The 23,599-nt window shown below is 43.8% G+C and carries 18 protein-coding genes, 1 pseudogene and 1 other annotated feature; of the genes and pseudogenes, 12 read left to right on the forward strand and 7 right to left on the reverse strand.

Features of this window, described 5'->3' with window-relative positions; translation table 11 throughout:
* Positions 1-704: 704 nt before the first annotated feature.
* The 5 genes and pseudogenes from FJQ58_RS28740 (at position 705) to FJQ58_RS28760 (ending at position 8,213) form a co-directional block, all read left to right on the forward strand.
* Positions 705-4,757 (forward strand): DUF5695 domain-containing protein, encoded by a 4,053-nt coding sequence (locus FJQ58_RS28740; RefSeq protein ID WP_139998740.1) that lies wholly within the window; start codon positions 705-707, stop codon positions 4,755-4,757.
* Positions 4,758-5,091: 334 nt separating this feature from the next.
* Positions 5,092-5,370, forward strand: coding sequence for a hypothetical protein (locus tag FJQ58_RS28745; protein ID WP_139998742.1), 279 nt, complete (start codon positions 5,092-5,094; stop codon positions 5,368-5,370).
* A 631-nt stretch (positions 5,371-6,001) separates the two neighbouring features.
* Positions 6,002-6,940 (forward strand): aminoglycoside phosphotransferase family protein, encoded by a 939-nt coding sequence (locus tag FJQ58_RS28750; RefSeq protein WP_139998744.1) that lies wholly within the window; start codon positions 6,002-6,004, stop codon positions 6,938-6,940.
* A gap of 11 nt (positions 6,941-6,951) precedes the next feature.
* A pseudogene (locus tag FJQ58_RS28755) lies at positions 6,952-7,514 on the forward strand (hypothetical protein).
* A gap of 177 nt (positions 7,515-7,691) precedes the next feature.
* Positions 7,692-8,213: an AAA family ATPase gene (locus FJQ58_RS28760; RefSeq protein WP_238404378.1), complete on the forward strand. Its 522-nt coding sequence runs from the start codon at positions 7,692-7,694 to the stop codon at positions 8,211-8,213.
* A gap of 325 nt (positions 8,214-8,538) precedes the next feature.
* Here the strand turns inward: FJQ58_RS28760 and FJQ58_RS28765 are convergent, their stop codons facing one another.
* Together FJQ58_RS28765 and FJQ58_RS28770 are read right to left on the reverse strand one after the other, a co-directional pair.
* A complete protein-coding gene (locus FJQ58_RS28765) occupies positions 8,539-9,576 on the reverse strand; it encodes an ABC transporter substrate-binding protein (protein WP_162341823.1) in 1,038 nt (345 codons plus the stop codon).
* A gap of 118 nt (positions 9,577-9,694) precedes the next feature.
* On the reverse strand, positions 9,695-10,849 hold the full coding sequence (locus FJQ58_RS28770; protein ID WP_162341825.1) for a helix-turn-helix domain-containing protein: 1,155 nt from the start codon (positions 10,847-10,849) through the stop codon (positions 9,695-9,697).
* Positions 10,850-12,320: 1,471 nt separating this feature from the next.
* Here FJQ58_RS28770 and FJQ58_RS28775 point away from each other — a divergent pair.
* The 6 genes from FJQ58_RS28775 to FJQ58_RS28800 all read left to right on the forward strand — a co-directional run bounded on the left by FJQ58_RS28775 (position 12,321) and on the right by FJQ58_RS28800 (position 16,190).
* Positions 12,321-13,202: a tyrosine-type recombinase/integrase gene (locus FJQ58_RS28775; protein WP_238404379.1), complete on the forward strand. Its 882-nt coding sequence runs from the start codon at positions 12,321-12,323 to the stop codon at positions 13,200-13,202.
* Positions 13,117-13,827, forward strand: coding sequence for a site-specific integrase (locus tag FJQ58_RS28780; protein ID WP_162341827.1), 711 nt, complete (start codon positions 13,117-13,119; stop codon positions 13,825-13,827). The genes FJQ58_RS28775 and FJQ58_RS28780 overlap by 86 nt, the downstream gene beginning before the upstream one ends.
* Positions 13,828-13,839: 12 nt before the next feature.
* A complete protein-coding gene (locus FJQ58_RS28785; RefSeq protein ID WP_139998752.1) occupies positions 13,840-14,136 on the forward strand; it encodes a hypothetical protein in 297 nt (98 codons plus the stop codon).
* Positions 14,105-14,572, forward strand: coding sequence for a hypothetical protein (locus FJQ58_RS28790; protein ID WP_139998754.1), 468 nt, complete (start codon positions 14,105-14,107; stop codon positions 14,570-14,572). The genes FJQ58_RS28785 and FJQ58_RS28790 overlap by 32 nt, the downstream gene beginning before the upstream one ends.
* 107 nt (positions 14,573-14,679) lie before the next feature.
* Positions 14,680-14,906, forward strand: a binding site (T-box leader).
* Between the two features lie 59 nt (positions 14,907-14,965).
* Positions 14,966-15,421 (forward strand): HIT family protein, encoded by a 456-nt coding sequence (locus tag FJQ58_RS28795; RefSeq protein WP_139998756.1) that lies wholly within the window; start codon positions 14,966-14,968, stop codon positions 15,419-15,421.
* Positions 15,408-16,190, forward strand: a complete 783-nt coding sequence (locus tag FJQ58_RS28800; protein WP_139998758.1) for a PP2C family serine/threonine-protein phosphatase — start codon at positions 15,408-15,410, stop codon at positions 16,188-16,190. Before FJQ58_RS28795 ends, FJQ58_RS28800 begins: the two co-directional genes overlap by 14 nt.
* A 191-nt stretch (positions 16,191-16,381) precedes the next feature.
* On the opposite strand, the gene xerS is transcribed toward FJQ58_RS28800, so the two are convergent.
* Entirely contained in the window at positions 16,382-17,452 is a 1,071-nt protein-coding gene (xerS, locus tag FJQ58_RS28805; protein ID WP_139998760.1) for a tyrosine recombinase XerS, read from the reverse strand.
* 611 nt (positions 17,453-18,063) lie between these two features.
* Between xerS and FJQ58_RS28810 the strand changes: the two genes are divergently transcribed.
* Complete coding sequence (locus tag FJQ58_RS28810) at positions 18,064-18,480, forward strand: VOC family protein (protein ID WP_139998762.1); 417 nt, start codon at positions 18,064-18,066, stop codon at positions 18,478-18,480.
* A 284-nt stretch (positions 18,481-18,764) separates the two neighbouring features.
* Here FJQ58_RS28810 and FJQ58_RS28820 read toward each other — a convergent pair whose 3' ends face one another.
* The 4 genes from FJQ58_RS28820 to FJQ58_RS28835 all read right to left on the reverse strand — a co-directional run bounded on the left by FJQ58_RS28820 (position 18,765) and on the right by FJQ58_RS28835 (position 23,525).
* A complete protein-coding gene (locus FJQ58_RS28820; protein ID WP_139998766.1) occupies positions 18,765-19,721 on the reverse strand; it encodes a sigma-70 family RNA polymerase sigma factor in 957 nt (318 codons plus the stop codon).
* A 263-nt stretch (positions 19,722-19,984) separates the two neighbouring features.
* Positions 19,985-21,745, reverse strand: a complete 1,761-nt coding sequence (locus FJQ58_RS28825; RefSeq protein WP_139998769.1) for a glycoside hydrolase family 2 protein — start codon at positions 21,743-21,745, stop codon at positions 19,985-19,987.
* 52 nt (positions 21,746-21,797) lie between these two features.
* Positions 21,798-22,610, reverse strand: a complete 813-nt coding sequence (locus FJQ58_RS28830; protein WP_139998771.1) for a carbohydrate ABC transporter permease — start codon at positions 22,608-22,610, stop codon at positions 21,798-21,800.
* Positions 22,611-22,625: 15 nt separating this feature from the next.
* Entirely contained in the window at positions 22,626-23,525 is a 900-nt protein-coding gene (locus FJQ58_RS28835; RefSeq protein WP_139998773.1) for a carbohydrate ABC transporter permease, read from the reverse strand.
* Positions 23,526-23,599 lie beyond the last annotated feature (74 nt).

Here is a 23,599-nt window from a genome sequence, read left to right on the forward strand (position 1 = left end):
CTGAAGGCGCTGAAGCAGTTGCCCCCCCGTTCTCTCCACCTAAAATGCGTTCATCTATAGTGAGCTACTCATCCGATTCCTTCGATTATTCCTTTGATATGACCGATTCATTGTTGCTACAGCTAGATATGAGAGTCATGACAGCAAACACAAGATTTATAATAGTTGTAAATTCAAAAAAACAGGGTGAAAATTTGAATTCCTTTCACATGTGAATCTAGTACACTTGTATAAAGTTCCTTCTGTTATAGTGTCATGGTGATGCAGTGAAGTTATGCAGCAGCTCAAAAAGCAGCTGTTATTTGGCAAATTCACTAAACTGATGCTGAATTTTTATGGAGAGCTTAAAGACTTTAAGTGTTTGAATGAAATGGCTAGACGTCTCAACTATAGCTATTTTGAAGGGAGGGGAAATCTAACCGGACGGTGTCAAGCCAGTATATCGCTACGGAATGCAGAATTGAAGAAAAGTTTCTAGCGATGAATTGAAAGGATTACTCGGTGAATATTAGAAAGCGCTTTCTCCAAAAGCTAATTACTAGGTATAGGAACGTTACAGAGGGTAAATGTCATTTTCCACCAAATTAAAAAAATATATCGTAAGGGAATTACTATTACTGGAGTAATAAGTTAGTTCAGTAAGAGGACGAGCAATGGATTGAATCTTTAAAAAACTAATTTTGAAATGTGAACAGGAGGATATTATGAGAGCGGTTAACAAAAGATTGATACCATTGATTACTGGATTTGCACTGTTTTTCGGATTACTGCCGGTTGGAATTAACGAGGCGCCTTCGGTATCCGCTGCAGCGAATGCTATCACAAATGATAGTCTTTCTGCTACAATCGGGGATTTAGGACAGATCGAAGTACTAAATATCAAGAATAACCCATTAAACAAAAAAAATGCTGTTGTCAATTTTGTTTTGCCAAACTCTACATCGCCACAGAACGACGTCCAGCACCAATGGATGGGCGAAATGCTTTTTTCTTACCGTACCGGTGACACGGCAGTATTCCCTAACGACAGAGTTGGCTTTGTAGAAGTTGATACAAATAAAACACTTGCGGCTGGTGGATCGACTAAATATACAACCATCAATGCTAGTAATCAATATTTTACGAAGGTGGCTTCTTCAGACGGCAAGAAAGTAGAAGTCAATTTTATCGGACAAGCTCTTACTTCTACAGCTGCTCGCGTGATGAAAGGTTTTGACGTGAAGTCTGTATTTAACATGGATACTACTGATGGTTCATTGCAGTGGGAAATCACCTTGAAAAACAAAAGCACCAAATATATTGAATTCGGTGATATCGGTTTGCCGATGCCATGGAATAATAAGTATTTAAGTACATCAGATACCTATGACAACCGAGTGACTGTGCATAATTTCGCCGGTGCTGATAGTGGGTATTCTTATGCCATCCGCACGAGCGGCGAAGGGAATTTCATGATGTTCTCCCCAGTGCCGGAAAGCGGCGCACGCATCGAATATGTTGATTATTGGTTGGGTGACGCGGGTGAAGTTCGTGCTGGATCTTTGTACTCGAACTGGGTTGGTGACAGTGGCGGCTGGTTCCCGGGACTAAGTGTTCTATATATTCACTCAAAGGATATATCAAAAACAGGTCGTGGATATTTTACTGATGCCTCTAGCTTAGTTTTGGCGCCTCAAGCGGAAAAAACATATAAGTTTAAGTTTTCAGCGGTACGCGCAGGAGACAACACACCGCAAGTAAATGCCGCAAGTTCAAATAATGCTTCTACTTCTATGGAAGACCGTGAGAAAAACCTTCGTTCCATTCTATACAAATCAGGGATGATTGACGCAGTGGCGTTGCCTGGCTTCCAGGCTGCAATCAATATGCCTGTCAAGCTGGATTTGCATTTCGACAATACAAAAATAGATTTTCAGTCGATAGAGATTCAGAATATCCTCCAGAATGATCCATATGATGCAGCACATATCCCGGTTATTAAAGGTACGAACAGAGCCGCTGTGGTCAACAATACTCGTACCGGACGTGGTTTACCTTCTGGGAACCCAGGCTATACAAAATCCGCAACGTTTGTGGAAACCAAAATAATAGACGGTGAACAGCATCATATCTATGCTCTCACTTTTGACAATATCGGCAATAACAGCGTTCGTGTGAATTATAAGCTAAAATCTGATCCTGTAGGGGTGAATAAATTTACCCAATTGGAATTCAATATTCTAGCTGAGCTTGACCAAACATCACAAGCCCACAGCCAATTTATGGTAGATAATACACAGGATAAGGTCCCAACTAGTCCTACCTTCGGTATCTACCGTGACTGGTACCTTACAACCGGTCTTGATACGACGACCAGCCATTGGGGAGATGACTGGAGCCACGATAACATCAACTTCATGACGATGAAGAATTATCTCGATCCAAACGCTAATGAAATTCGATCAATTGAAAACTACCTGATCGACTTTATGTGGAAAAATTATATGAAATATACGCAATCAACGTTTACGGTTGCGAACTATCTCAATGCTTCAGGTATTTACTCAACTTCAAGTGCGCCTTATGTACGTACATTTTCTGAAGCGATGGTGGTGAGTGGCTTCTTCAATATGTATCGGATCCAAAAGGCATATCCCAATATAATAGAGTATCGCGAATCTCCGCAATTCTATCTGGAAAAGGCCTATGGCATTTACTATAACCGTGTCGGCAACGGAGCAACCGGATTCTACGGTGAACAACAAATTCCAGATTTAATTGAGGCACTTAAAGAAGAAGGAATGCTAACTCAGCATAATAATCTAAAAACGAAGTTTGCCCAAAATAAAGCAACGAGCATTCTAAACGCTGCTTATCCTTACGGGTCAGAATTTGAATACGACAATACTGGTGAAGAAGGAGCCTATGCAGCAGCAAAGGCATTGCGCACTTACTTCCCACTAGACTCGAAGGTAGCCAAAGCTTTGGAAAGCATGAAAGCAGATGACTTGAAGACTCGTGCAATGCGTGGTATCCAGCCTACTTGGTACTTCTATTCCGTACCGGCATTCCGTGCCGGCGAAAGCTGGTGGAATTTCCAATATACCGCGTCTTTAGCTGGATCCATTATGGATGATATGCTTCGCTATCAGGCTGATGGCAGGACAGCAGATCAAACGGCTGTCGCACAGCAGCGCAATTATGCTGCGAAGATTTCAAACTTTAACGCCATTAATATGGGGCAGATATCAGCTCAGTCTGTAGGAAGTACCGCTTGGAGATTTAATGCTCATAAGGGCGGAACAGGTACTAAAGACGTATACGATGGTGGTACTCGCGTTATGAATAATGGCTGGCAGGACTTTTCTGGAGAATCAGAGGAAGGACTCTATGGCTCGCTATTGCGTATCAGTTCTGATATTGTCATCGATCCGGTATTTGGGCTTTTCGGGTATGGGGCTACGGTCACTGACGCAAACAACAAATACAATATCACTCCAAAAGACGGTTTTGGCAAGCGTATCAACCTAATCAAAGAGAAAATTTACTTGGTTTCGGAAAGCGATAAAATTCAAAATGCGATAATTCAAAAAGACGGCAAGGCAATTACCCTGCAAATCTCGAATCTTGCTCAAAAAACGCACGCATCAAGAATTACTCTCGATGGGTCAGGAGTAGAGAATGGCTATTATACAATCAAGCTGAACGGTGCAAATGCCGGACAGTTCTATGTGCAAAATAACAAAGGTGTTGCCATGTTCCAAATGAGCAGTCCGCTAACAACTGCTGAAGTGATCATTGAAAAGTCACTTACAGGATCAAATCAAGCACCACAGGTTACTACAGAGGTGGTAACACTAAGCCCGTCGGTAAATCTTCCGATTTTATTGAACGGAATTGTGACAGACGACGGCGCACCGAATGGAGCTACGACTTACCTATGGGAAGTTGTCAGCACTCCGTCAGGTGGCCAACTAAGCTTTACCAATAATAAAGCAGCAGTCACAAAAGCTGTAGGTACAATAGCAGGCTCCTATACAGCTAGGCTTACCGCTAATGATGGTGCATTGAGCACCTCTAGCTTACTGACCTTTGTGCTCGGTGGTAGTGGTACAGGTAACGTAGACAAGACGGAGCTGACAAACAACTATAACTTCGCAAATTCATTAGTAGCTGCGAACTTTACCGGTCAAGGACTTACACCGATTGCTGCTGCAAAAACGAGCGCATCCGCTGTGATAGCAAACGCATCGGCTACACAAGCTGAAGTTACTCTAGCGAATGATCAGCTGCTGGCAGATTTGCGATTGCTCACTCCGCTCAATAATAATATGGCGTTTGCAGCGAGTGTCTCAGCCAGCTACACTTCAACTTGGGAGAGTCTACCTGCGGTTAAAGACGGGTTAAAAACAGCTACAACCAACCCGCATTGGGGTAGCTGGGGCAATGCAAGCGCTTCGGAATATGTGCAATATAATTGGCCACAGGGAGCAACAATCGGAAGCTCAAATCTGATGTTGTGGAATGATGGACAAGGTATAAAAACGCCTACAAAGATAGAATATTCATACATTCCGAAGAATAGCAGTACGAATGCATGGGTAACTGCAGGGACCATTACCACAGGCATCGTAGCTTTAAATACGCCAGTGGGTTCCTCAAATATATTTAATATTAACCCGTCTTTAGAAGTTAAAGCACTGCGTGTTACAATTACAAAACCAGCAAATGATAGTACTGGTGTTGGCTTATGGGAATGGGAAGTTATCAAGGGGTAACGGTTCGTCCATCCAGTAATTATGCATCTCACTGCAGCAGATGATGCAAGTGGCGTTGAAGAAATGCACCTCGTCAAGTAGACAGTAGAAATAGTAAGTTAGTTAAGCGGCCTTTGTCCTGAATTCCATAGGACTGAGGCCGTTTAGTTTTGCTTTGTGACTGAAGAAGACTAGACCATCAAAACTGTTCATCAGAAAATTTAATAGCCAGGAGGTCGTCATATTTGGCACGCGGCGTCTACGATCAACTCATTAGAGATTTTGTGGCCAGAAAAATTCCTTATGACCAGATGGAAATTTATATTCATCCCAATTTTTATGGCGCAAGAGCTGCGTGAGTTCGTATGAAGAAAAGAAGAAACATTCATTTGAATTAGGGGTTAAGGCGATTAATCTACTAGTCAAAGAAGGGGCAGCTGTTTTATATCGAACAGTCTTCGACAAAACGAAAGAATTTGACCCTGAAGGAAAAGGTATTCATCCCAATACTATACGTAAAAACAAAGAACTTCAAAGCTATTTTCTTCCATACATTACTGCTAAGGCTCCCAAACCTCGCTATGGCTCTCATATTGCCACTGAAAATGATTTTGATGCATTCAATCAGATTTAAAGCACGATAGGAATATTGCACGCGTTAGGGCATATGTGACAAACATGTAAGCAGACAGCTTAGTTTTAATTAAGCTAGCTGAGATGAAAACGAATGATTATCTCATCAAAAAAATAATGGTTGACTATTCCAATATATGTTTTATAATTGTGTCAAATAGTTGAATGGTGGGATAGGTGCAGTGATGATGATGATGGTGTTTCTGACGGAAATTAAAGGTTAATCTAACCTTATATTACATGAGCGTGACTGAGGCACACTACTTAACTAGGTAGGGTATGCTTTGATATGTCTACGTTTCTGTACTCCGTTATGAAACAAATCATCATCACTGCTTCCATATGGGATGCTTTAGAACGGCGACAGCTGGTTCTTCTTAGGCATGTCTACGGAAAGAAAGCCGTGAGTGAACGAATTGTTCATTCACGGCTTTTCTATTTCCATTTACTATTTTATTTCAATTGAAACCTCTTGAATGAAAGGTTTCATTCAAACATTCCAAAAAGCTGCATCTGCTAAAGTATGTCTGTCTAAGCTATAGATTTGGGAAGATGCCTTCCCAGAATGTAAACACACGTAATAAAAGGAAGTTAAGCGTAGAGAAAACTAAAAGCACTAAGGAGGCAGTAACATGGGACCTAACAAGCCAGATATATCTATTACAACTGTTCAAACTGTATTGCAGCAACACTGGGGGTGTCCTGCTCAGGAAGTATCCGCAGTTGGCGAACATGGAAATCTTAGTACCGTCTATTACTTTACAATGAAAGAGTCTGAGTATGTCATTCTGTTTAATCAAGCCGAGGAGGGAGGTTACCTAAGGGAGCAGTGCATTGCTGACTTACTCTCCACTCAAGGTGTACGCTATCCAAAAATGATAGGGCAAGGTACTGTGGGGAGATATCGTTACTGCATTTCAGAGCGTATACCAGGTAATGTGCTGGCTGATTGTTTACCCGAACAGAAGGTTAATATGCTTTCAGATTTAGTTCAATCAATTACTGTAATGAATCAGGTTCGATTGCCTGAAACAACAACCGGATTCGGGGCAGTGAGGGAGGATGGCAACGGAGATTTTTCCTCATGGCTAGACTATATCCAGACATTTTTTGCTGAAGATCAGACAGGAACGTTTTGGGAAAACTGGCATAATCTCTTTCATACCACCTGCTTGGAACGAGACGTCTTCAATGAATGCTTCGGCCGGCTGCTAACGTTTAGCAAATACAATGCACCTTACCGCCACTTTGTTCATAACGATTGTCATGCTTGGAACATTCTATCAGATGGTAAAAGGATTACGGGCATTATCGATTCCAATCCGTTATACGGTGATTTTCTCATTGATATAGCGACGATTGAAGATGCTGTTTCAGGGAGAGATGTGGCAGAGGCATTCCGTATTCATGCTGAGCAGATAGGCAAACCGATTCATAACTTTGAAGCGAGGCTTACCGGGGCCAGATACTTCATGGGTCTGGATAGCATGCGATTCTATGCCAAAATGGGCTATACGGATGCCTATACCGAATTTCGTGATAGCTTGCTAGCCCTTCCAACGGAGTTTTAATAGTGGAATACATGTATGAGAAATACGACCAAAATTATGAAGACTTCGCAAGTGGAAGGGTACTGTACAATGCCCATGGATTAACCTCGTAATTGGGCTAATGCACGGTCATCGAATTAATAATATTTATGCTTCCGATGTTGATCGTGAGGTTCTTCAAGTAGCTGAACGAAACATATCTTTACTAACTCCAATTGGATTAGCTCAGCGTAAAGAACAGTTGACCCAATTAGCTGCTTTATTTCAGAAAAAATCACACGAAGAGGCTTTAACAAGCTTGGAGAGACTATATGAACATTTGGCACAATCAATTTTAGAAGAAACATTTGTGTTTCAAGGCGATATTACCGCAACCGAAAAGAGCAATTCTCATAGTGAAATTAATATAGTTATCACAGATCTACCTTACGGTAACAAGGTCAACTGGAGAACCGATAGCCCAAACTCAATTTCGGACTTTTTTGATCAGATCTTGAAACGGATAAATCCGGATAATTCGGTTGTAGCAATTATTGTGAATAAAGGCCAGAAGCTAAAGCACAAAAGGTTTAAAGGCTGCAATATTTCAAGATAGGGAAAAGACAAATCGGAATATTTGAGCTAATCTCTTTTTAAACTTGATGATGAGCAGAGCTGAACCTGCAAAAGATTGTGATGTAGTGGCTTGCCGATAATCAGTAGCCTGTTGAAATGCTAAAAGAAAAGTCTTTATAAAAATTATAAAATTTGGAATTGAAAAGGTGGACTATATATGGTAAATGAACGCAACTCTCTAATGGTGAAAAAAATACCTCTATTTATTGTAACTGGTTCAAGTGGTTCAGGAAAAACCTACGTTATTAATGAGCTTCGAAAAATATTACCTGATTTTGATATCTTTGATATCGATAATCTTCGCGAAGTGGGTATTTCTGACGAGCAGCAAATACGAGAAGTTTGGCTTAGGGTTGCACGAAATACAGCTGAAAGTGGACGGATGACAATAATATGCGGAACAGCAATGACATGGGATATTGAAAAATGTGTTGACTATCCCTATTTTAAACATGTGTATTATTTGAATTTACACTGTAATGATGAAACCCGTGAGAAGCGATTACGTGAAAGAAATTGGCCAGAAGAAACGATTCAAGACTATAAGGAATTTGCAAAATGGTTGATTGATAATGCAGAAAAAGAATATAGCCCACCAATGCCTATTGTCGATACTACGATTGCCGACGTAGCTGTTGTAGCAGCTCGAATTAAGGAATGGGTGTTACAATACACATAAGCTTAATTCATAAAAGATGGACAGCTAACCCGCAGCTGTCCATCTTTATTTTAACTAATAAGTGTGTTATACAGCATATAAAAACACTAGGGTTTAGAATGTAAGAAGATGGGATTTTCCTGTTATGATGGGATGAGTGGATGGACAACCTTAGCTCGATTCATCTTGCAGACCAAAGGACATAAGCTTTCTCGATGCCATACACACATGGAAGCCGGTCATCCCATTTTTCTAGGTCGTACTTTCGGCTCAAGTTATGACTGCTGACCATTGAGACGAACCTTTCCGAAAGGGGACTAGGTCCGCAGCAGGGCCAAGAATGCGTTTATTGGGCAGCCGACACTGTTTGCTTAAGCAGTTCAGCGAATGCGTCCAATTGCTTCATCGTGGACAGCGGGTCCGTCGTGAAATAGGTGTCCCAATCCAGCTCGACGACGCGATTGCCGATGGATGCAGGAAGGTTTTTCCAGATGGCGCCTTTCGTTATTTCCGCTGCCCGCTCAGTTCCGCCGTCGTTACCGAGTACGGACAGGAAGATGTAGTCCGAGCTGGCGTATTCAGGCAGCAGCTCGAGCGATATTTCCAGCTGCCCGAGATCTGGCTCTATCACTTTCTGCTGTACGATTTGCTCTGCCTTAAGTCCGAGGAGATCATAGATGACATAGCCACCCATTGCTTTGTTGCCATAGATGAACTGATTGGCAGGACGGATGTTGAATATTGTTACGGTCTCGTCTTTGCCAATGATGTCGGAGACTTTTTGTTTGGTTTTCTTGACCTTGGCGTCGAATTGGGTGAGCCAGCTTTCCGCTTCCGACTGTTTGCCGAGAATATCCCCGAACAGTTCGATTTGCTGAGGCGGATTATATTGAAGCCAAGGGATCCAGAGGGTTGGCGCGATTTTCGACAGTTCCTCATACGTATCCTCGACATGGGTAATAATTAGATCGGGATTCAAATCCACGATTTTTTCCAGATTAAGACCGGTCCAAGGATCTCCTACATGTTCAATTCCGGACCATTCCTGCTCCAGCAGCGGATATTTGGACCATTCGTTGTCCGCGCCGACAGGCTTGACGCCAAGCGCCAGCATGGCTCCAGTATATTGAATAGCGACGATGCGCTGCGGCTTGACGGGAATGACAGTAACGCCTTTGCCGTGTTTAAATTCCCGTGTTGCGACTTTGTCGCCGTCCGTTTCTTCCACTGTCGGCCCTTCCGTTACGACAGTAGTGGCTTCGGGAGAGACAGTTGGAGAGGGTGACGTGTTAGCCGCGGGAGCTTTGTTGCCGGAGCAGGCGGCCAAAACGACAGCTAACAGCAGCATAATTACGACCGAGCCTATGGATTGTTGCAGTTTCAATGAAAAAACCTCCTGATATTGATTCTCATTTTCAATAAAAATCATACCAAAGAAGAGGTGGAGGGAACCATGGTATGGCGTAAGATTTTATTTGGACTTTGGTATGCCGCCTAGACGTTCAGGAAAACCATTTCATAATATCGGTCATCTGCCACTGGATGGAGAGCGGATCGTAGCCATGCCACCGCCGCATATCGGCACGATGGACCCGGCCGCCACGAGCAAGATAAGATTGCCAAAGCTCGCTGTCCAGCAAGTCCTCGGCTCTGGCCTGCGCAGCAGGAGACGGCGGGACGATAATAAACATATGATCGGCTTCGTACCGGGGGAGAATATCACCGAGATTGATTGGCACGGATGCCTGATTCGTGATAGCCGCGCGAACCTCGGGAGGCGGAGCTAACTTCAGTTCGTCGTAGACGACCTGGCTGCCCATCCCCCTGTTCAAGTAAAGGAAGGCGGCTTCGTCCCGGATATTCACAATTGTGGCGGTCTGCCGTGCAAGATCGGAGGCTGTTATCTGCCGCCGTAAAGCGGAGATTTGATCTTGAAAACGGGCTAGCCACTCCCGCTCGCGCTCGGTGCGTCGGCATACCTGAGCAAGCATGCGGAAGTGTCCTTTCCAGTCGCTGATATACCATGGCACAACTAGGGTAGGTGCCAGCTGCCGGCAATCGCGCAGCCTAGCATTTTCCAAATTGTCGATGCCGATGATCAGCTCGGGACGCAGCTCGGCCAATTCGGGCTGCGTATAATCAATGGTCCAATCACGGCATTCGCAGCCCGCAGCCTGCAGCATAGTCTCGTATTCGCCGAAGCCCCACGGATACGACGCTGTAGCGGCGGGCACAACGCCAAGCGCCAATAGGTGCATGGTCAAATGAGGATTAAGCGAAACAATCCGTTTGGGGGATTGGACGTATTGGGTAGGCGATACCCCAACCTCATGCTTGAAACGACGGCTGACGTAATATTCATCCTTGTAGCCGACTTCCCGTGCGACATCGCCGAGACGCGTACCGGCGAACAGCAGCCTTTCCTTGATATGCCGGATGCGAAGCGCGGTTACGTAGTCCGTCAGACTGCAGCCGCTGATCGACTTGAACAGGGCGGAGAAATATTCGGGACTAAAGCCAGCCATCTGTGCGAGGACGTCGCGCTTCAGCTCCTCGTGATAATGAAGATCGATATGCCTTATGACGCGGCGAATCGCTTCTTCGTTGCCTAATGTCTCCTTGACCGGATAGATGTTGGCTCGAGCGAGCTCATGCATCCATTCGTGGAAGAGACGGTCCCCGTAGGCGGTGTCGGGCGGATCAACGCTAGTGCCGGTATGGAGCAGTTCCGCCGCGAGATGGAGCAGGCGCTCCGGAAGTCCAACCGACAACTCTCCCCAGGGGGCGAAGCCGCTTCGTTCGCGTAGGAATCGTACTGTGTCGGCGCTGCGCTCTTGAAGGACCAGCCTTTCGAAGCAGATGACAATCGCCGTTATTTCGTTAAAATAAGGCTCCACCGACAGCGGCATACCGGGAAGGGCATAGTAACAGCGCCCGGCTGATACGGGGGAGGTGCGCCCGTTCAGGGTAAGAGTACCCATGCCGTTCTCCACGATCAGGACGGTATGATAATGCTCGTGATCGAGCAACAGTCGGTCTCGAAAGCAATGACGCTCGGCGGAATAAAACGCATTTCTGGTAGGGGCGGATAGCCGGGGCAGTTCCGCGGGAAGTCCATGATCCATCGGGTCAACCTCTTTCTTTTTAATACCAACAGTATATCACAACGGAAGGGAGCGGTTGGGAGTTCGCAAGCCACGCGTTCCCGTATCAAGTGAAGACTAAGCAGCGGTACATCAACAATGAGTCTGTCTTGTTTCTTACATTCTAGGGAATTTATAGTGTTATTGAAAAAATGGTATGCCTATCAAAAACGAACCGACCTAAATTTGGGATACTCATACTTATTTTAGTAAAGTGGGTTACTAATTTTTTCGTCTTATGAATTACACAATGATAGCTTTCGTTTATGGAGGCTGGTGATCGATGTGCTATTGGAGAAGAGATCATGTAACTGACTGCACGGGGTTAAATGATAGCACTGTGGGCTTCGAAATAGCGGTCACGGACGTAATTGTTGCGACGTATTCGAATCCAATTCTATGGTGTATAAAGGGATTATGTTAAGTTATAGACATATGTATAAAATACTATATAATATTAATTTATAAGTTTTGTAGACGAGTCTATGTTTCTACTGTATTTTCATATAGTGTTACACATCATATGTGGACATCCGTTTCATTGAAACGGAAATGTCCTTTTTTTGTGTAAATGAAGATGGAGGTTGTAGAGGAAATGGCTTCGTTTTTTCATGCATATTGTCCTGAAGGAGTGAACAGCAAATACCGTCTCATTGTTTTTGACGATAAGAAGGAGGCGTTCATTCCTCTTACAGAGTTTTATCACGATCAGTTCAACAGGATCAGTGAGAGTTCCGTAATCGCTTATTTAAACACCTTAGAGCCATTCTTTTATTGGTTAAAGTACAAAAGCTACTACAAGGCCAGAAAGGTCTGTTGGAATGATGAGTAAGAGGCTGTTAAGGAAGCTGTAAGACAATATTTAATTGAACAGATGCATTGTAAGATTCGTGGCAGAGATGGGCATGAAGGCGTGTACTTAACGAGTAAAAGTTCCAAAACGGTTCAACTGTTTCTGTCCGCTATTAAAGGTTTTTATAAGACCATGATTCGTTTAAAGAAGTATAAACAGGCCAATCCACTAATCGATTTAGAATATAAAGTTAGTGTTTCTGAGCAACCAGGGGAAAGGGGAAATAGACCAAGGATGCCACAAGCGGCAGGTACCGAGGAACCACTATCTTTCAGAAAGCAAACGGATTCTTATTTTAAAATCATTAATGAAGAATGGGTACCTGAGATCATTGGTGATTGGGATCTGCCTTACCGCATTTACCAAGCTGGGGACACTCAGGGATGGCGGTTACGGGATGAAGTAATAACCCGGTTTATGTTTGAGACAGGGGCGAGAATATCTGAGATATTAGAACTTACTGTTGGAGATTACAGGAAACGATCAGATATCCACGAACTAGCCGCTACGAATAAAGGCAGCTTTAAGCGACGAATCAAATTTATTAGAATATCCCCTGAAACATTGAAATTATTAATCAAATACGCGAATTCAGAGCGACGTCATTTTGCAAGTACACAAGTAAAATTCAACGACTTGCCTGATGGCGAACCATTATTTTTATCAACAAGGGGTACTCCATACACATACTCAGCTTTTTATTCAAATTGGTCTTCCATCATCAAAAATGCCGGGATCAAATTAAATCCGCATAAAGCGAGGCATTGGTTTGTGACTTCCATGTTGCGCGGCATTTATGAGCAATCTGAAACAGCTGCCCAAATCGAAGACAAGAAGAAGCAGCTTATTGAATATATGAAATGGCGAGACCCAGAGACATTAAGCGTGTATGAGCATTATTACGATGAACAGAAATTCCGAGATTTGCATGAGAAGCTTCAGGAAAGCTACATGCAACGCGAGAAAGAGTACTTTTGCACTCGACATTATAACATCCTCTGGTGCCAGAATTAATGAACTGCTGCAAATTAGTTATGATAAAGACTGCTGTGTGGTAACGGTAGATAAAAGCGTTAGTCCACCAAGAAAAAACTACATTTTCCGATTGATCCTTAAAGGAAGGGAAGAGCCAGAAAACTACTATTTGCCTGAAGAAGTCTTTAAGTTTATGTCAGAAATTCTGAATATGCTTAAGGAATCCTATAAGTCCGATTCCATTCCAGAGGTCGAGTATGATGTTGATAGTAGAAAACATCTATTGCCACCGAAAAAATATATTTTTCAGTACCAATTGAGACACATTAACGTTATAACACTTAATGCGATCCTTCGTTTTCTTTTGCACGGTATTGTGATTCAATCTGCAGAAGGCAATCAAGTTGTTTTGAAAGCTCATCTGTTGAGACATGCATTTGCGACTCATGCGGTTCAAACGGAAAAAATACCGATCGACATTGTGAAAACGCTGCTCCATCAAAAGGACATTGAGGTGACTTCATACTATTCTGCACCCACAGCTCAACAGGTTTCCGAATCAATAAACTCGCTTCACGAAAACTGGATTTCATATGTCGATATCCAAAAGGGGATTCTTAGGGGACCGGAAGAGCTTAAAGAGATTTATGAAGATTACCGCTAAAAGGTAGGAACCATGTCAAAGGTAGTGGGAGGTATATGTACTATTGACTCTGTATGCCCGACTAAAATGGCTTGTGTCGGATGTGGAGCAAAAGTTCCGCGCCCGGAATTTAAAGACGAAATAGCCGCCTTTTATAATTGGGCGGACGAGAGTGAAAAACGATTTGAGCAGTTGGGTCTACTCCTTGAAGCAAAGAAAATGAAAATTGCAAAAAATAGAGCTAAAAACGAACTTAAGGAGATCCAACTGATAGAGAAATCTCAAAGGGATGTGACATATGCGCCGGAAATCCGTATCTCAAACAAATGAGCTGGAATGGCTTCAAGCATCGTACGACAAGAAGAAGAACCGATCACTTGAACTTGGTGTAAAAGCGATTGATACGCTTATCAAAGAAGGTAAGACGATCTCGTACCGAACTGTTTCAGACAAAACAAAAGCTATAGATCCAGAACGAATAGGTATCCACCAAAATACAATTCGTAAGAACCAAGAGCTTCATAATCATTTTCTTCAGCACAGTACTACAAAGGCCTATAGGCCTCGTAAAAGGTCACGTAAGCCCTTGGACGATGATCTAGATGCATTTAAGCACATAAAACAGGATCGCGACATAGATCGAGTCAGACAGCGTTATATGCAGTTAACCAAGCCAGAATTGGTTGATTTGATTATACGGATGGAGCAGTATATTGGATATCAGAATCAGAATTGGCTTAAAAATGAGTTTGAAAAGCATCGGTAAAAGTTCATCCGCTAAGAATAAGACATGCTGGAGATCAACTGGAAGAAAAAGATCTAAGGATTATTGACAGGAAGATATTGTTAAATATAAGATTAAACTAATATCATCAAAACGCAAAGATTGGGAGTATTAAGGAATATACCTGTTGCTCAGAGAACTGTCGGGAGGTGTGAGACAGTGTACAGGTTCCCCAACTCACCCATGAGCGATAAGACTGAATATTATAAGGTCTTAACGGTTAACCTCCGTTATCAGGTCCAAAGATGATTCGTTGTATTCAATCACGAATCAAGAAGAGTGGTACCGCGCTTGGTAAAAACCTATCGCCTCTTTGCAGGCAATAGGTTTTTTTTATTTGGATTTTAAACTGAGAATAAGGGAGTGGATATTAAAATGATGTCTTCAAATGATTGTTTTGTATGCCGCAAACATAATGGTGAACTTAAAGTAAATGGTGGGTGCATTTATGAAGATGAATTTGTGTATGTGGGACACATTGGGTCTAATGAGCCATTGATTTATCTGGGTTACCTTATAGTGGATTTAAAGCGGCATGCAGCTGGCTATGGTGATATGAACGATGATGAAGCGCGTGCTATTGGCTTTACTTTGAATAAGTTAGGTAGAATATTAAAAAACTCAGAAAACGCCGAACATGTATATAGCTTTGTACATGGTGATGCTTTTCCTCATTTTCATATTCACCTTATCCCAAGGTATCCTGGCACACCTAAAGAATTTTGGCACCCAACAAATATCAAAAACTATAAAGCAGTACATGGTACAGTTAATCAAGTAGAAGAGGTCTGTTCCCGATTGAGAGGAGTTCTTCAGCGTGAAATCGAATAGTTTAACAAATTTAAACTGGATCGGATCTGAACAAGCATATCTCAATTTGCCATCAGTAGAGAAATTTCAACACATAACTATCGGTAGGTATGGTGGAAACATTGAGAGTGGAGCACATAAAAATGAGGATGGTTTATTAGTTTGGCAAAGTATTTCATGGGAGTTTGTAACATTAATTGATGCACATAGCTCTTGTGATAGTGCAGAACTGATTATTGTCACGCTAAAGGAAAATGAAAATTCGATTAAAGAGATTCTCGATTCAAAAATAGATGTTTTGTTTGATCAAATTGAAATATTACTACTTCAAATATTTAAATCGGATAGGTTTATTGATAAATGCCGTTCACTAAAAGGTGAAGCATCTTGCTTAATCTGTATTCGAAAAGAGAACGTTCTTTGGTGGTTTTCCGTTGGTGATTGTCAGTTGTTTCTAATTCATGATGATTTAGAAAAATGGGGTCAAGTGAGTTTAAACCAAAGAAATTTTTACGAATGGATAGGTAAAGTAAATACGTTCGAAAAGGTAGTACCAAGTTATTCTCTTGGACGTAGGGAACTTAGAACAGGAATTAATTATATTTTGTTGATTACAGACGGATATCTTGATGCAAAAGAGACTACCATTTCAATTCCTGAGCTTTGCCGCTCGGAGAGTTTGGTTGTATCCTTTCTGAATAGCTTACATTGTCAGCAAACCGTAGATAGTACTACATTAGTACTTTGGGCTGTAAAGAATGAGCTAGATGCAGCATTTCCTTCAAATTGATAATTTAAAAAATCAAGCCGCCATTGGCGGCTTTTTCAAACTTATTTTTTATAAAATCAAAAAGGGAGAGATATAGTGTATGACACTAAATAGATTTCAAGTCTGTATAATGGATATAGCTGATTTGTAGACATATGTATAAAATACGAGTTTTGTGAATATGTATGTGAAAATCCGCGAACCGCTCGGATTTATCGCTCTATGTTATCTACTGCTTTCTTCATCTCCTCATCTGTTAGATGTGTATATATCATTGTTGTTTGTATCGATGAATGACCTAATTGATTTTTTAATCTCGGAACATCATTGTTTTCTAAATGGTATCGTGTCGCAAATGAATGTCTTAATGAATGTACGGTTAAAGCTGGTTTTCCAAAAGCGATTGCATATTTTTCGATTAGTTTTTCAATTGACCTTTGTGTTAAGCGTCGACTTTTTCCTTTACGACCGATAGGAGCTGCTATAAACAAAGAAAGTTCAAGTTTTTCTGGTTTATATCTTGATTCTCGAATTTGTAGATAACTTTCCACATCTAATCGTGCTTGCTTGCTGAAGTAAACGTATTGTTCTTTGTTACCTTTGCGTATAACCCGCACGATAGCTTTACTTAGATCCAGATCTTCCAGGTTAATTCCGGCAACCTCAGAAAGCCTAAGTCCTGAGCCTAAAATTAGAGATATGATCGCTGTATCCCGTTCACGATTAATTTGATGAAAATGAAATATTCGTTTATTCTTTTTATTTACTTCTCCGAAGTCATGGGCTACAAATTGTCTAAAAGCCTCAAATTCGTCTTCTCTGAGAATTTTCCCCTCAATACGGTTCGCAATGGTTTCCTGGCTTTCCTTGACGACATTTAACTCCATTTTGGCCATAACATTACGTTGAATATAGGGCTTCAACTCAGAGGTTTCAGCCTTGTTCTGCAAGTAATCAAATAAGGATTTCAGTGACGATAATTTGCGATTGATTGTGAGATTAGTATTACCCAACTGATACTCTAAAAAAGATAAGAAATTCTCTACTTCACGAATTGTCAGTGTTTCCAATGAAGTTAAACTAATTTCTGTCCGGTTGGCCGTTGTTAAGTTTTCGGCAACTAACCAATTAAAAAATATAATGTAATCATGGCAATAATTAAGAAGTGTTGTTGGAGAAAGCTTGCGCTTACGGCTATCAATAAATTCAGTAACGAACCATGGTAATTGATTTAGCTTTTCATCAATGCGGTTCATGTAATGAAGCTTCATTTGTTTATCCATATGTAAGAACCTCCTGTAGTTAAATATAATCTTTATATAATTATTCGTCAAATTATTATTTTACGTAATTATAATACGGTGACCATAAAAACCAGTAACTCCTGTTCTTCTCTCCATCTGTTTTACATGTATCAATATTTCTCTACCCTTGATCAACCCAATCGTCCCAACGGAGATGAATCCTCCCTATCTTCACCTGTATTGTAGTAAGTTGCATAGGCAACACATTGTTCGTCCCTATGTAATGAACGGTCTGGGGCTGGTATCGCAATAACGACGATTACAGATGAAAAACGAGCTTGGTCAGATAGGAACGCTGGTGCACCATGCGCTACATACCTTTCTATGTTTGCATGGTTGGCCGACACATCTGCCCGTTCTATGTCGGCAGCATCGTCTTGGTGAATATTAAGTTATAGTTTCCCAATAGCGTAATCGTCACTCGATACCTACCTTTTAATTGTCTTATATTCAGTCGAATTCCTGTATAGATATTTATCACAATTTACGCTTCAAATCCACGTGACCGATGAATTCCCGGATTGACTGTCGTCTATATAAACGAAGGCATAAATAAACACAAACTAATTTGACGAAGAGGTGTTTTGAAAATGGCATTAACGTCTGCATTCACGAGCTTCAACCTGCCTGTAAAAAATGTGGAACAATCGAAAGCGTTCTTCACCGGACTCGGATTCGAGCTCAACCCGCAATTCCCCGAGAACGAGAATTCGGTAGCCATCGTGATCGGCGACAACCTGCAGGTCATGCTGATCAATCAAGCATTCTTTAATACACTCACGGAGAAGGAATCCGTCGATACGAGCAAGTATGCGCAGATGACGATCGCATTGGCCTTCGAGAGCCGGGAAAAGGTCGATGAAATCGTGAATACCGCGGTCTCTTTAGGCGGGAAATTGCACGCTGAACCTGAAGATTATGGGTCCATGTATCATTGGGGCTTCGTGGACTTGGATGGTCATCTGTGGGCCATTAACTACATGAACTCGGATGCGGCAAAAGGTTAAGGCAAATGGATAGCACTCTCCTACTAGTGCTCAAAAAGAAAGACGCTGGGCATCTTCCCCGGCGTCTTCTTCGTGATGATTCGTTTTGTTTGGTAAAGGCTTTGAAATTGTACACGATCGCTTGCCAGCCTGCTTGCTGAAACTCAACGGGATTGGAGCTTGTAAGCGTCGAACGTTCCAAGGACTTCCTCTCATTCCCTTGTTTCCATTTTAAATAGACACCTTTTTATGATATTCATCGTTTGTTTATTCTCAATGTTATAGACGTAAGCCAGTGACGAAATTTATTGTTCAATTCGCTCAGGCAGCCCAAATCGCGAAAATAACGTCGTATGTATGAAGTTTTGAACGTGCAGGATTTGATTTTCTTTGGTTTCGATGACGTGGATGCCCCAGGGTACCAGGCCAGAGCCCTCTTTGCCCGGCATGTACTGGGCCAACGCCGGATAACCGCCATTCACCGTAATGGGCACAAATCGCGAACCTTCGCAATGCCAGCGAGTAAGCGAATAAAAGGCGGACAAATCTTCCTTACCGCGGATCCACATCTCGAAGGGCGGCATCGACATGCAGCCTTCCTCGCGGAACAACGTGACGAGCGCAGCAATATCAAATTGCTCGAAGGCGTCCACATACCGGGACAGCAGCTGCTGCTCCGGTTGAACGTCCATGCTGCTGAGTTCATCCGAGCGAAGCTGCGCCTTGTCCATCGTCTCTCGGGCTCTTTGCAAGGCGCTGTTCACCGCTGCCGGCGACATCGCCAACGTTTCCGCGATCTGCTTGGAGGACCATTCAAATACATCCTTCAAAATGAGTACCGCGCGCTGCCGCGGAGGCAAGGTCTGCAGGAGAGCGATAAAGCACAGTCGAATGGTTTCTCTGCGGACGAGCCGATCCTCCGGATTGCCCCCAAAGTCGGGAGACGGCCAGATCCAGGCAGAGTCCGGCAGCGAGTCGCGCGGCTCGATGATGGCAACGGCCGGGTCGAATAGGTCAACGGGAAGCGCGCGGCGTTTGGATTGTCTTAGCTTGTCCAAGCACAGGTTGGAGGCAATCCGATAGACCCAAGTTTTGAACGAGGAATCCTGTCTGAACATGCTCCAGCTCTGCCAGACCCGAATACTTGTCTCCTGAACAGCATCGTCCGCATCGTCCATGGAGCCTAGCATTCGGTAACAGAACGAGGTTAAACCCGGCTTCAAGCTTGCAAATAATGGTTCGTCAAATACGGTCTCGTTCACGGCGGCCTCCCTTAACTATCTCCCCCGAAGGGTTGTACCTTCATTATATGCAATGAAGCGGACAGGCTCAATCAGTTATCTACCGCCTTTCTCATTTCTTCATTTATTAAAGTTGGTTTTTCAAAAAAAAAAGACCGTGCCCATGGCACGGTTTAATGTAACAGGATTTTGTAAAGTTAAGGCTGGTAGCAGCCCAGCGGCAATCAATTGGGAACATGCTCTAATTTCTTTAAGCAGTTAATGGATTTGAATAATCACTACGGCTAAGGATGGTTCAAATCCTTGATCGCCTCAAGCGGGACCTTCAGCTTGCGGTTTTCCTCAAGCATGCCGTTCACTTCTTGCTGAACGTCGGTAATTTGCGTATAGCAGTAGCCAACGATGTAGTCTGTTGCCTTAACCGCCTCATGAAGCCCCTTCAGCCGATTCAGGAATGTCTCCTCCGACGCCTCCTGATTGCCATAGCCCCATCCTGCGTCGTTCTTGAAGGCAACGCCTCCGAATTCGCTTAGAATCACCGGCTGTCCGCTATATTGGTAACCGTCGGCATAGGCGTATTTCTTCTTGTTGAAAGCAACCTTGTTATGCACGATATGATCCTTGTTGCTGTAGCGCTGCCGGAATTCCTCCCCGGTCTCAACGTAGTCATGAAGCGTCAGAATATCCGATACTGTATGCTCCCAGCCGTCATTCGACACGACGAGCCGCGTCGGGTCTATCGATTTGGTCAGATAGTAGATCGATTCGGTGAATGCTTGTTGCCTGCGGTCCTTGGCCACATTCATGATGCCCCAGGATTCATTGAACGGCACCCATGTAATAATTGAGGGATGATTGTAATACTGGCGAACAATTTCAATCCATTCACTATTAAAGCGCTGAATGGCCAGATCGTTGAACTCGAAGGTTGCCGCCATCTCTGACCACACCAAAAGCCCTTTTACATCGCACCAATAGAGAAAGCGGGGATCTTCTACCTTCATATGCTTGCGTACGCCGTTATAGCCCATTGCGAGAATGGCATCGATATCCTGAAGGATTGCCTCCTCCGACGGAGGCGTAAGGTGGCTCTCTGGCCAATACCCTTGATCCAGAAGCAGCCGCTGGTAGATCGGTTCATTGTTCAGCAGGATTTGTCCGTCCCTGGTGGAGATCTTCCTCATGCCGAAGTAAGAATGGACATGATCCAGTTTCTCATCCCCTTTGTACAATACAAATTCTATATCATACAAATGAGGAGTCGCAGGCGTCCAGTAGCTCATCTTCCACGGCCCGTTCATTTCATGCAGCAGATCGATGTCGAGCTCCAGCCACGCCCTGTCAATCGAAAGGCTGAACTGCTTTACGCGGTCTCCCTTCAGGCTAATGATGGTCTCCAGCCGAATGTCTTCGGAATCGAGATCGCCTCGAATCTGATACTCCAGCTTCAAGCGTCGGGTGTCGACGTCTGGCGTCATCTTGACGGCTTCAAGATGGACCGGATGAACATACTCTAGCCATACCGATTGCCAGATGCCGGTCGTCTGCACATAGAAGCATTCGAAGCTGTCTTTCGTCCAGCGCTGCTTCCCGCGCGGCTGGGCGGCGTCCATGCTGTCTTCGGCCTTGACGGTCAAGCTGTTGCTCTCGCCGAACGTTACATAGGAGGAAATATCGAAAGAGAATGCGCTATATCCCCCTTGATGCCTACCGACATAACACCCGTTCACCCATATCATTGCGACATAGTCGACCGCTTGGAAATGCAGGATAACGGCTTTTCCTGTTTTTTCTTCTGGAATGTTGATTGATCGTTGATACCATACCTGGCGATGATGCTCAGGCTCGCCGATGCCGCTAGCTTCGGTCTCATAGCTAAACGGTACGATAATGGTGCGGTCCCCGCCGAATTGCGAAGGCCAGCCATCGCGTTCGCCAGAGTTCTCATCATCGAATCCGAATGCCCACTCTCCGTTCAAATTCGTCCATTCATCCCTCACGAACTGCGGCCTGGGATAATCTTTGATATAGCTGCTTGTCGTCATCTTCGCATCCTGTACTCCTTTGTCTAAGTCTATCGATCGTTGCAGCCGGCCGCTACCCCTTCACACCGGTCATCGCTACTCCCTGCACGATATGGCGCTGCAAGATAATGAAGATGATCATGGTCGGAATAGCCGCTATCGCACTTGCAGTCATAATTGTGTTCACATGCAGCACGTTATTGGCAAGGAAAGTAGGCAGCCCTGTCGCGAGCACCATATTTTCTTCCGTATTGATAGCGATGTAAGGCCAGATAAAGTTGTTCCATGACATGATGAAATAAAAAATTCCAATCGAAATCATCGCCGAACGCGTCAGTGGCACGTAGATCGACCACCACATGCGCAAATCCTTGCAGCCGTCTATTTGCGCTGCCTCCTTGTAATCCTTCGGAAGTCCATCCATGAACTGCTTAATAAGGATCAATCCGAGTGGATTCGTCAAGCTAGGCAGAATAATTCCCCAAATATTGTCCATCAATTGAATATGCAGCACCGTCTCGTAAAGCGGAATCAGCATAGCTTCCGTCGGAATTAGCAGACCGGAGACGCATAGCAGAAACCAGAAACCTTTGGTCTTAAACGATTTTCGCGAAAAGGCAAAAGCGGCCAGCGAGCTAATTGCAATCGTGATGACGGTCGTAATGATACCGATTACCAAGCTGTTCCATGTCCAGGTCAGAATTTGGGACTCCGTCAGCACCTTGGCATAGTTGCGCAGCGTCAAATCCGAGAAATCTACCCATTCTTTGATTGTGATGGCGGATACGCCTTCAGGTTTAAAGGATACGATGAACATCCAGACTAGCGGAGTCACAAACACGACGGCCAATAGCAGAGTTAATAGATAAATCAAGATACGCGCCATACGCATTCCCTCCTTCTAATCTGTTTTGCGATTCAAGAAAAAATATTGAACGGCTGCGACGAGCAGCATGAATAGGCAGAACATCGTAGATTGTGCGGCAGCTAGGCCGAACATATCTTTTTTGAAGCCAGTAACGTAGATGTAGCGAATAATGGTATTCGTCGCATCGCCAGGCCCGCCGTTCGTCATAATTTGCACTTGGCCGAACAGCTTCAGACCGGCGATTATCTGGAAAAATATCTGAATCTTCATCACGGGCATTAGACCTGGAAGCGTAATGTAACGGAACTTATGGAATGCCGATGCGCCGTCGATATCCGCCGCTTCATACAAGTCGGGCGAGATCTCCTGAAGACCGGCAAGGAACAGAACCATTACAAATCCAACAGTCCACCAGACGCTAGCGATCACAATCGACCACCACGCAGCGCCTGGGCTGGTCAGCCAGTTGACCGTCGGCAAGCCGAGCGTATCCAGTATGACATTCAGCAGCCCGTTTTTGGAATCAAACATTCGCAGCCAGATGAAGCTGATGACGGAGACAGACAAGACGTACGGCAAGAAGTAGATGGAGCGGAAGGTCGTTTGAAGCGGAATCTTCCGCTGGACCAGCAGGGCTAGCAGCAGCCCTAGTGTGATAATAATCGGTACGATCAGTAATACGAAATAAAAACTGTTCCATAAATAATGGAAGAAATCGCCGCCTGTCAGCAGCTTCTTATAATTGCCGAGCCCAACGTACTTCTGCATGCCTAGAATGCTCCAAGAATGAAAGCTAATCCATACGCCTCGCAGCAGCGGCCATATATAAAAGAGCAGCAGCGGAATCAGGAACGGAGCTAAAAAGGCGAGCGCCGACAGTTCAAGCTTAAGATATCCCTTCCACCTGAAGCCGGCTCGTTGCTGAACTTTCATGGTTATTCTCCTCCAATGGCCGGCAAGCCTAATCTGTCTCTGTAAGATGCTGCTGCGGAGCGCATCGCTGATGA

It is taken from the genome of Paenibacillus paridis (assembly GCF_006345825.1).
GTDB lineage: Bacteria > Bacillota > Bacilli > Paenibacillales > Paenibacillaceae > Pristimantibacillus > Pristimantibacillus paridis.

Coding starts and splice junctions, on each gene's coding strand:
- FJQ58_RS28740 (WP_139998740.1), top strand. CDS start 705: ATGAGAGCGGTTAACAAAAGATTGATACCATTGATTACTGGATTTGCA.
- FJQ58_RS28750 (WP_139998744.1), top strand. CDS start 6,002: ATGGGACCTAACAAGCCAGATATATCTATTACAACTGTTCAAACTGTA.
- xerS (WP_139998760.1), bottom strand. CDS start 17,452: ATGGATAAACAAATGAAGCTTCATTACATGAACCGCATTGATGAAAAG.
- FJQ58_RS28775 (WP_238404379.1), top strand. CDS start 12,321: ATGATTCGTTTAAAGAAGTATAAACAGGCCAATCCACTAATCGATTTA.
- FJQ58_RS28825 (WP_139998769.1), bottom strand. CDS start 21,745: ATGACGACAAGCAGCTATATCAAAGATTATCCCAGGCCGCAGTTCGTG.
- FJQ58_RS28785 (WP_139998752.1), top strand. CDS start 13,840: ATGTCAAAGGTAGTGGGAGGTATATGTACTATTGACTCTGTATGCCCG.
- FJQ58_RS28810 (WP_139998762.1), top strand. CDS start 18,064: ATGGCATTAACGTCTGCATTCACGAGCTTCAACCTGCCTGTAAAAAAT.
- FJQ58_RS28790 (WP_139998754.1), top strand. CDS start 14,105: ATGCGCCGGAAATCCGTATCTCAAACAAATGAGCTGGAATGGCTTCAA.
- FJQ58_RS28795 (WP_139998756.1), top strand. CDS start 14,966: ATGATGTCTTCAAATGATTGTTTTGTATGCCGCAAACATAATGGTGAA.
- FJQ58_RS28770 (WP_162341825.1), bottom strand. CDS start 10,849: ATGCATGAGCTCGCTCGAGCCAACATCTATCCGGTCAAGGAGACATTA.
- FJQ58_RS28780 (WP_162341827.1), top strand. CDS start 13,117: ATGAGAAGCTTCAGGAAAGCTACATGCAACGCGAGAAAGAGTACTTTT.
- FJQ58_RS28835 (WP_139998773.1), bottom strand. CDS start 23,525: ATGAAAGTTCAGCAACGAGCCGGCTTCAGGTGGAAGGGATATCTTAAG.
- FJQ58_RS28830 (WP_139998771.1), bottom strand. CDS start 22,610: ATGGCGCGTATCTTGATTTATCTATTAACTCTGCTATTGGCCGTCGTG.
- FJQ58_RS28760 (WP_238404378.1), top strand. CDS start 7,692: ATGGTAAATGAACGCAACTCTCTAATGGTGAAAAAAATACCTCTATTT.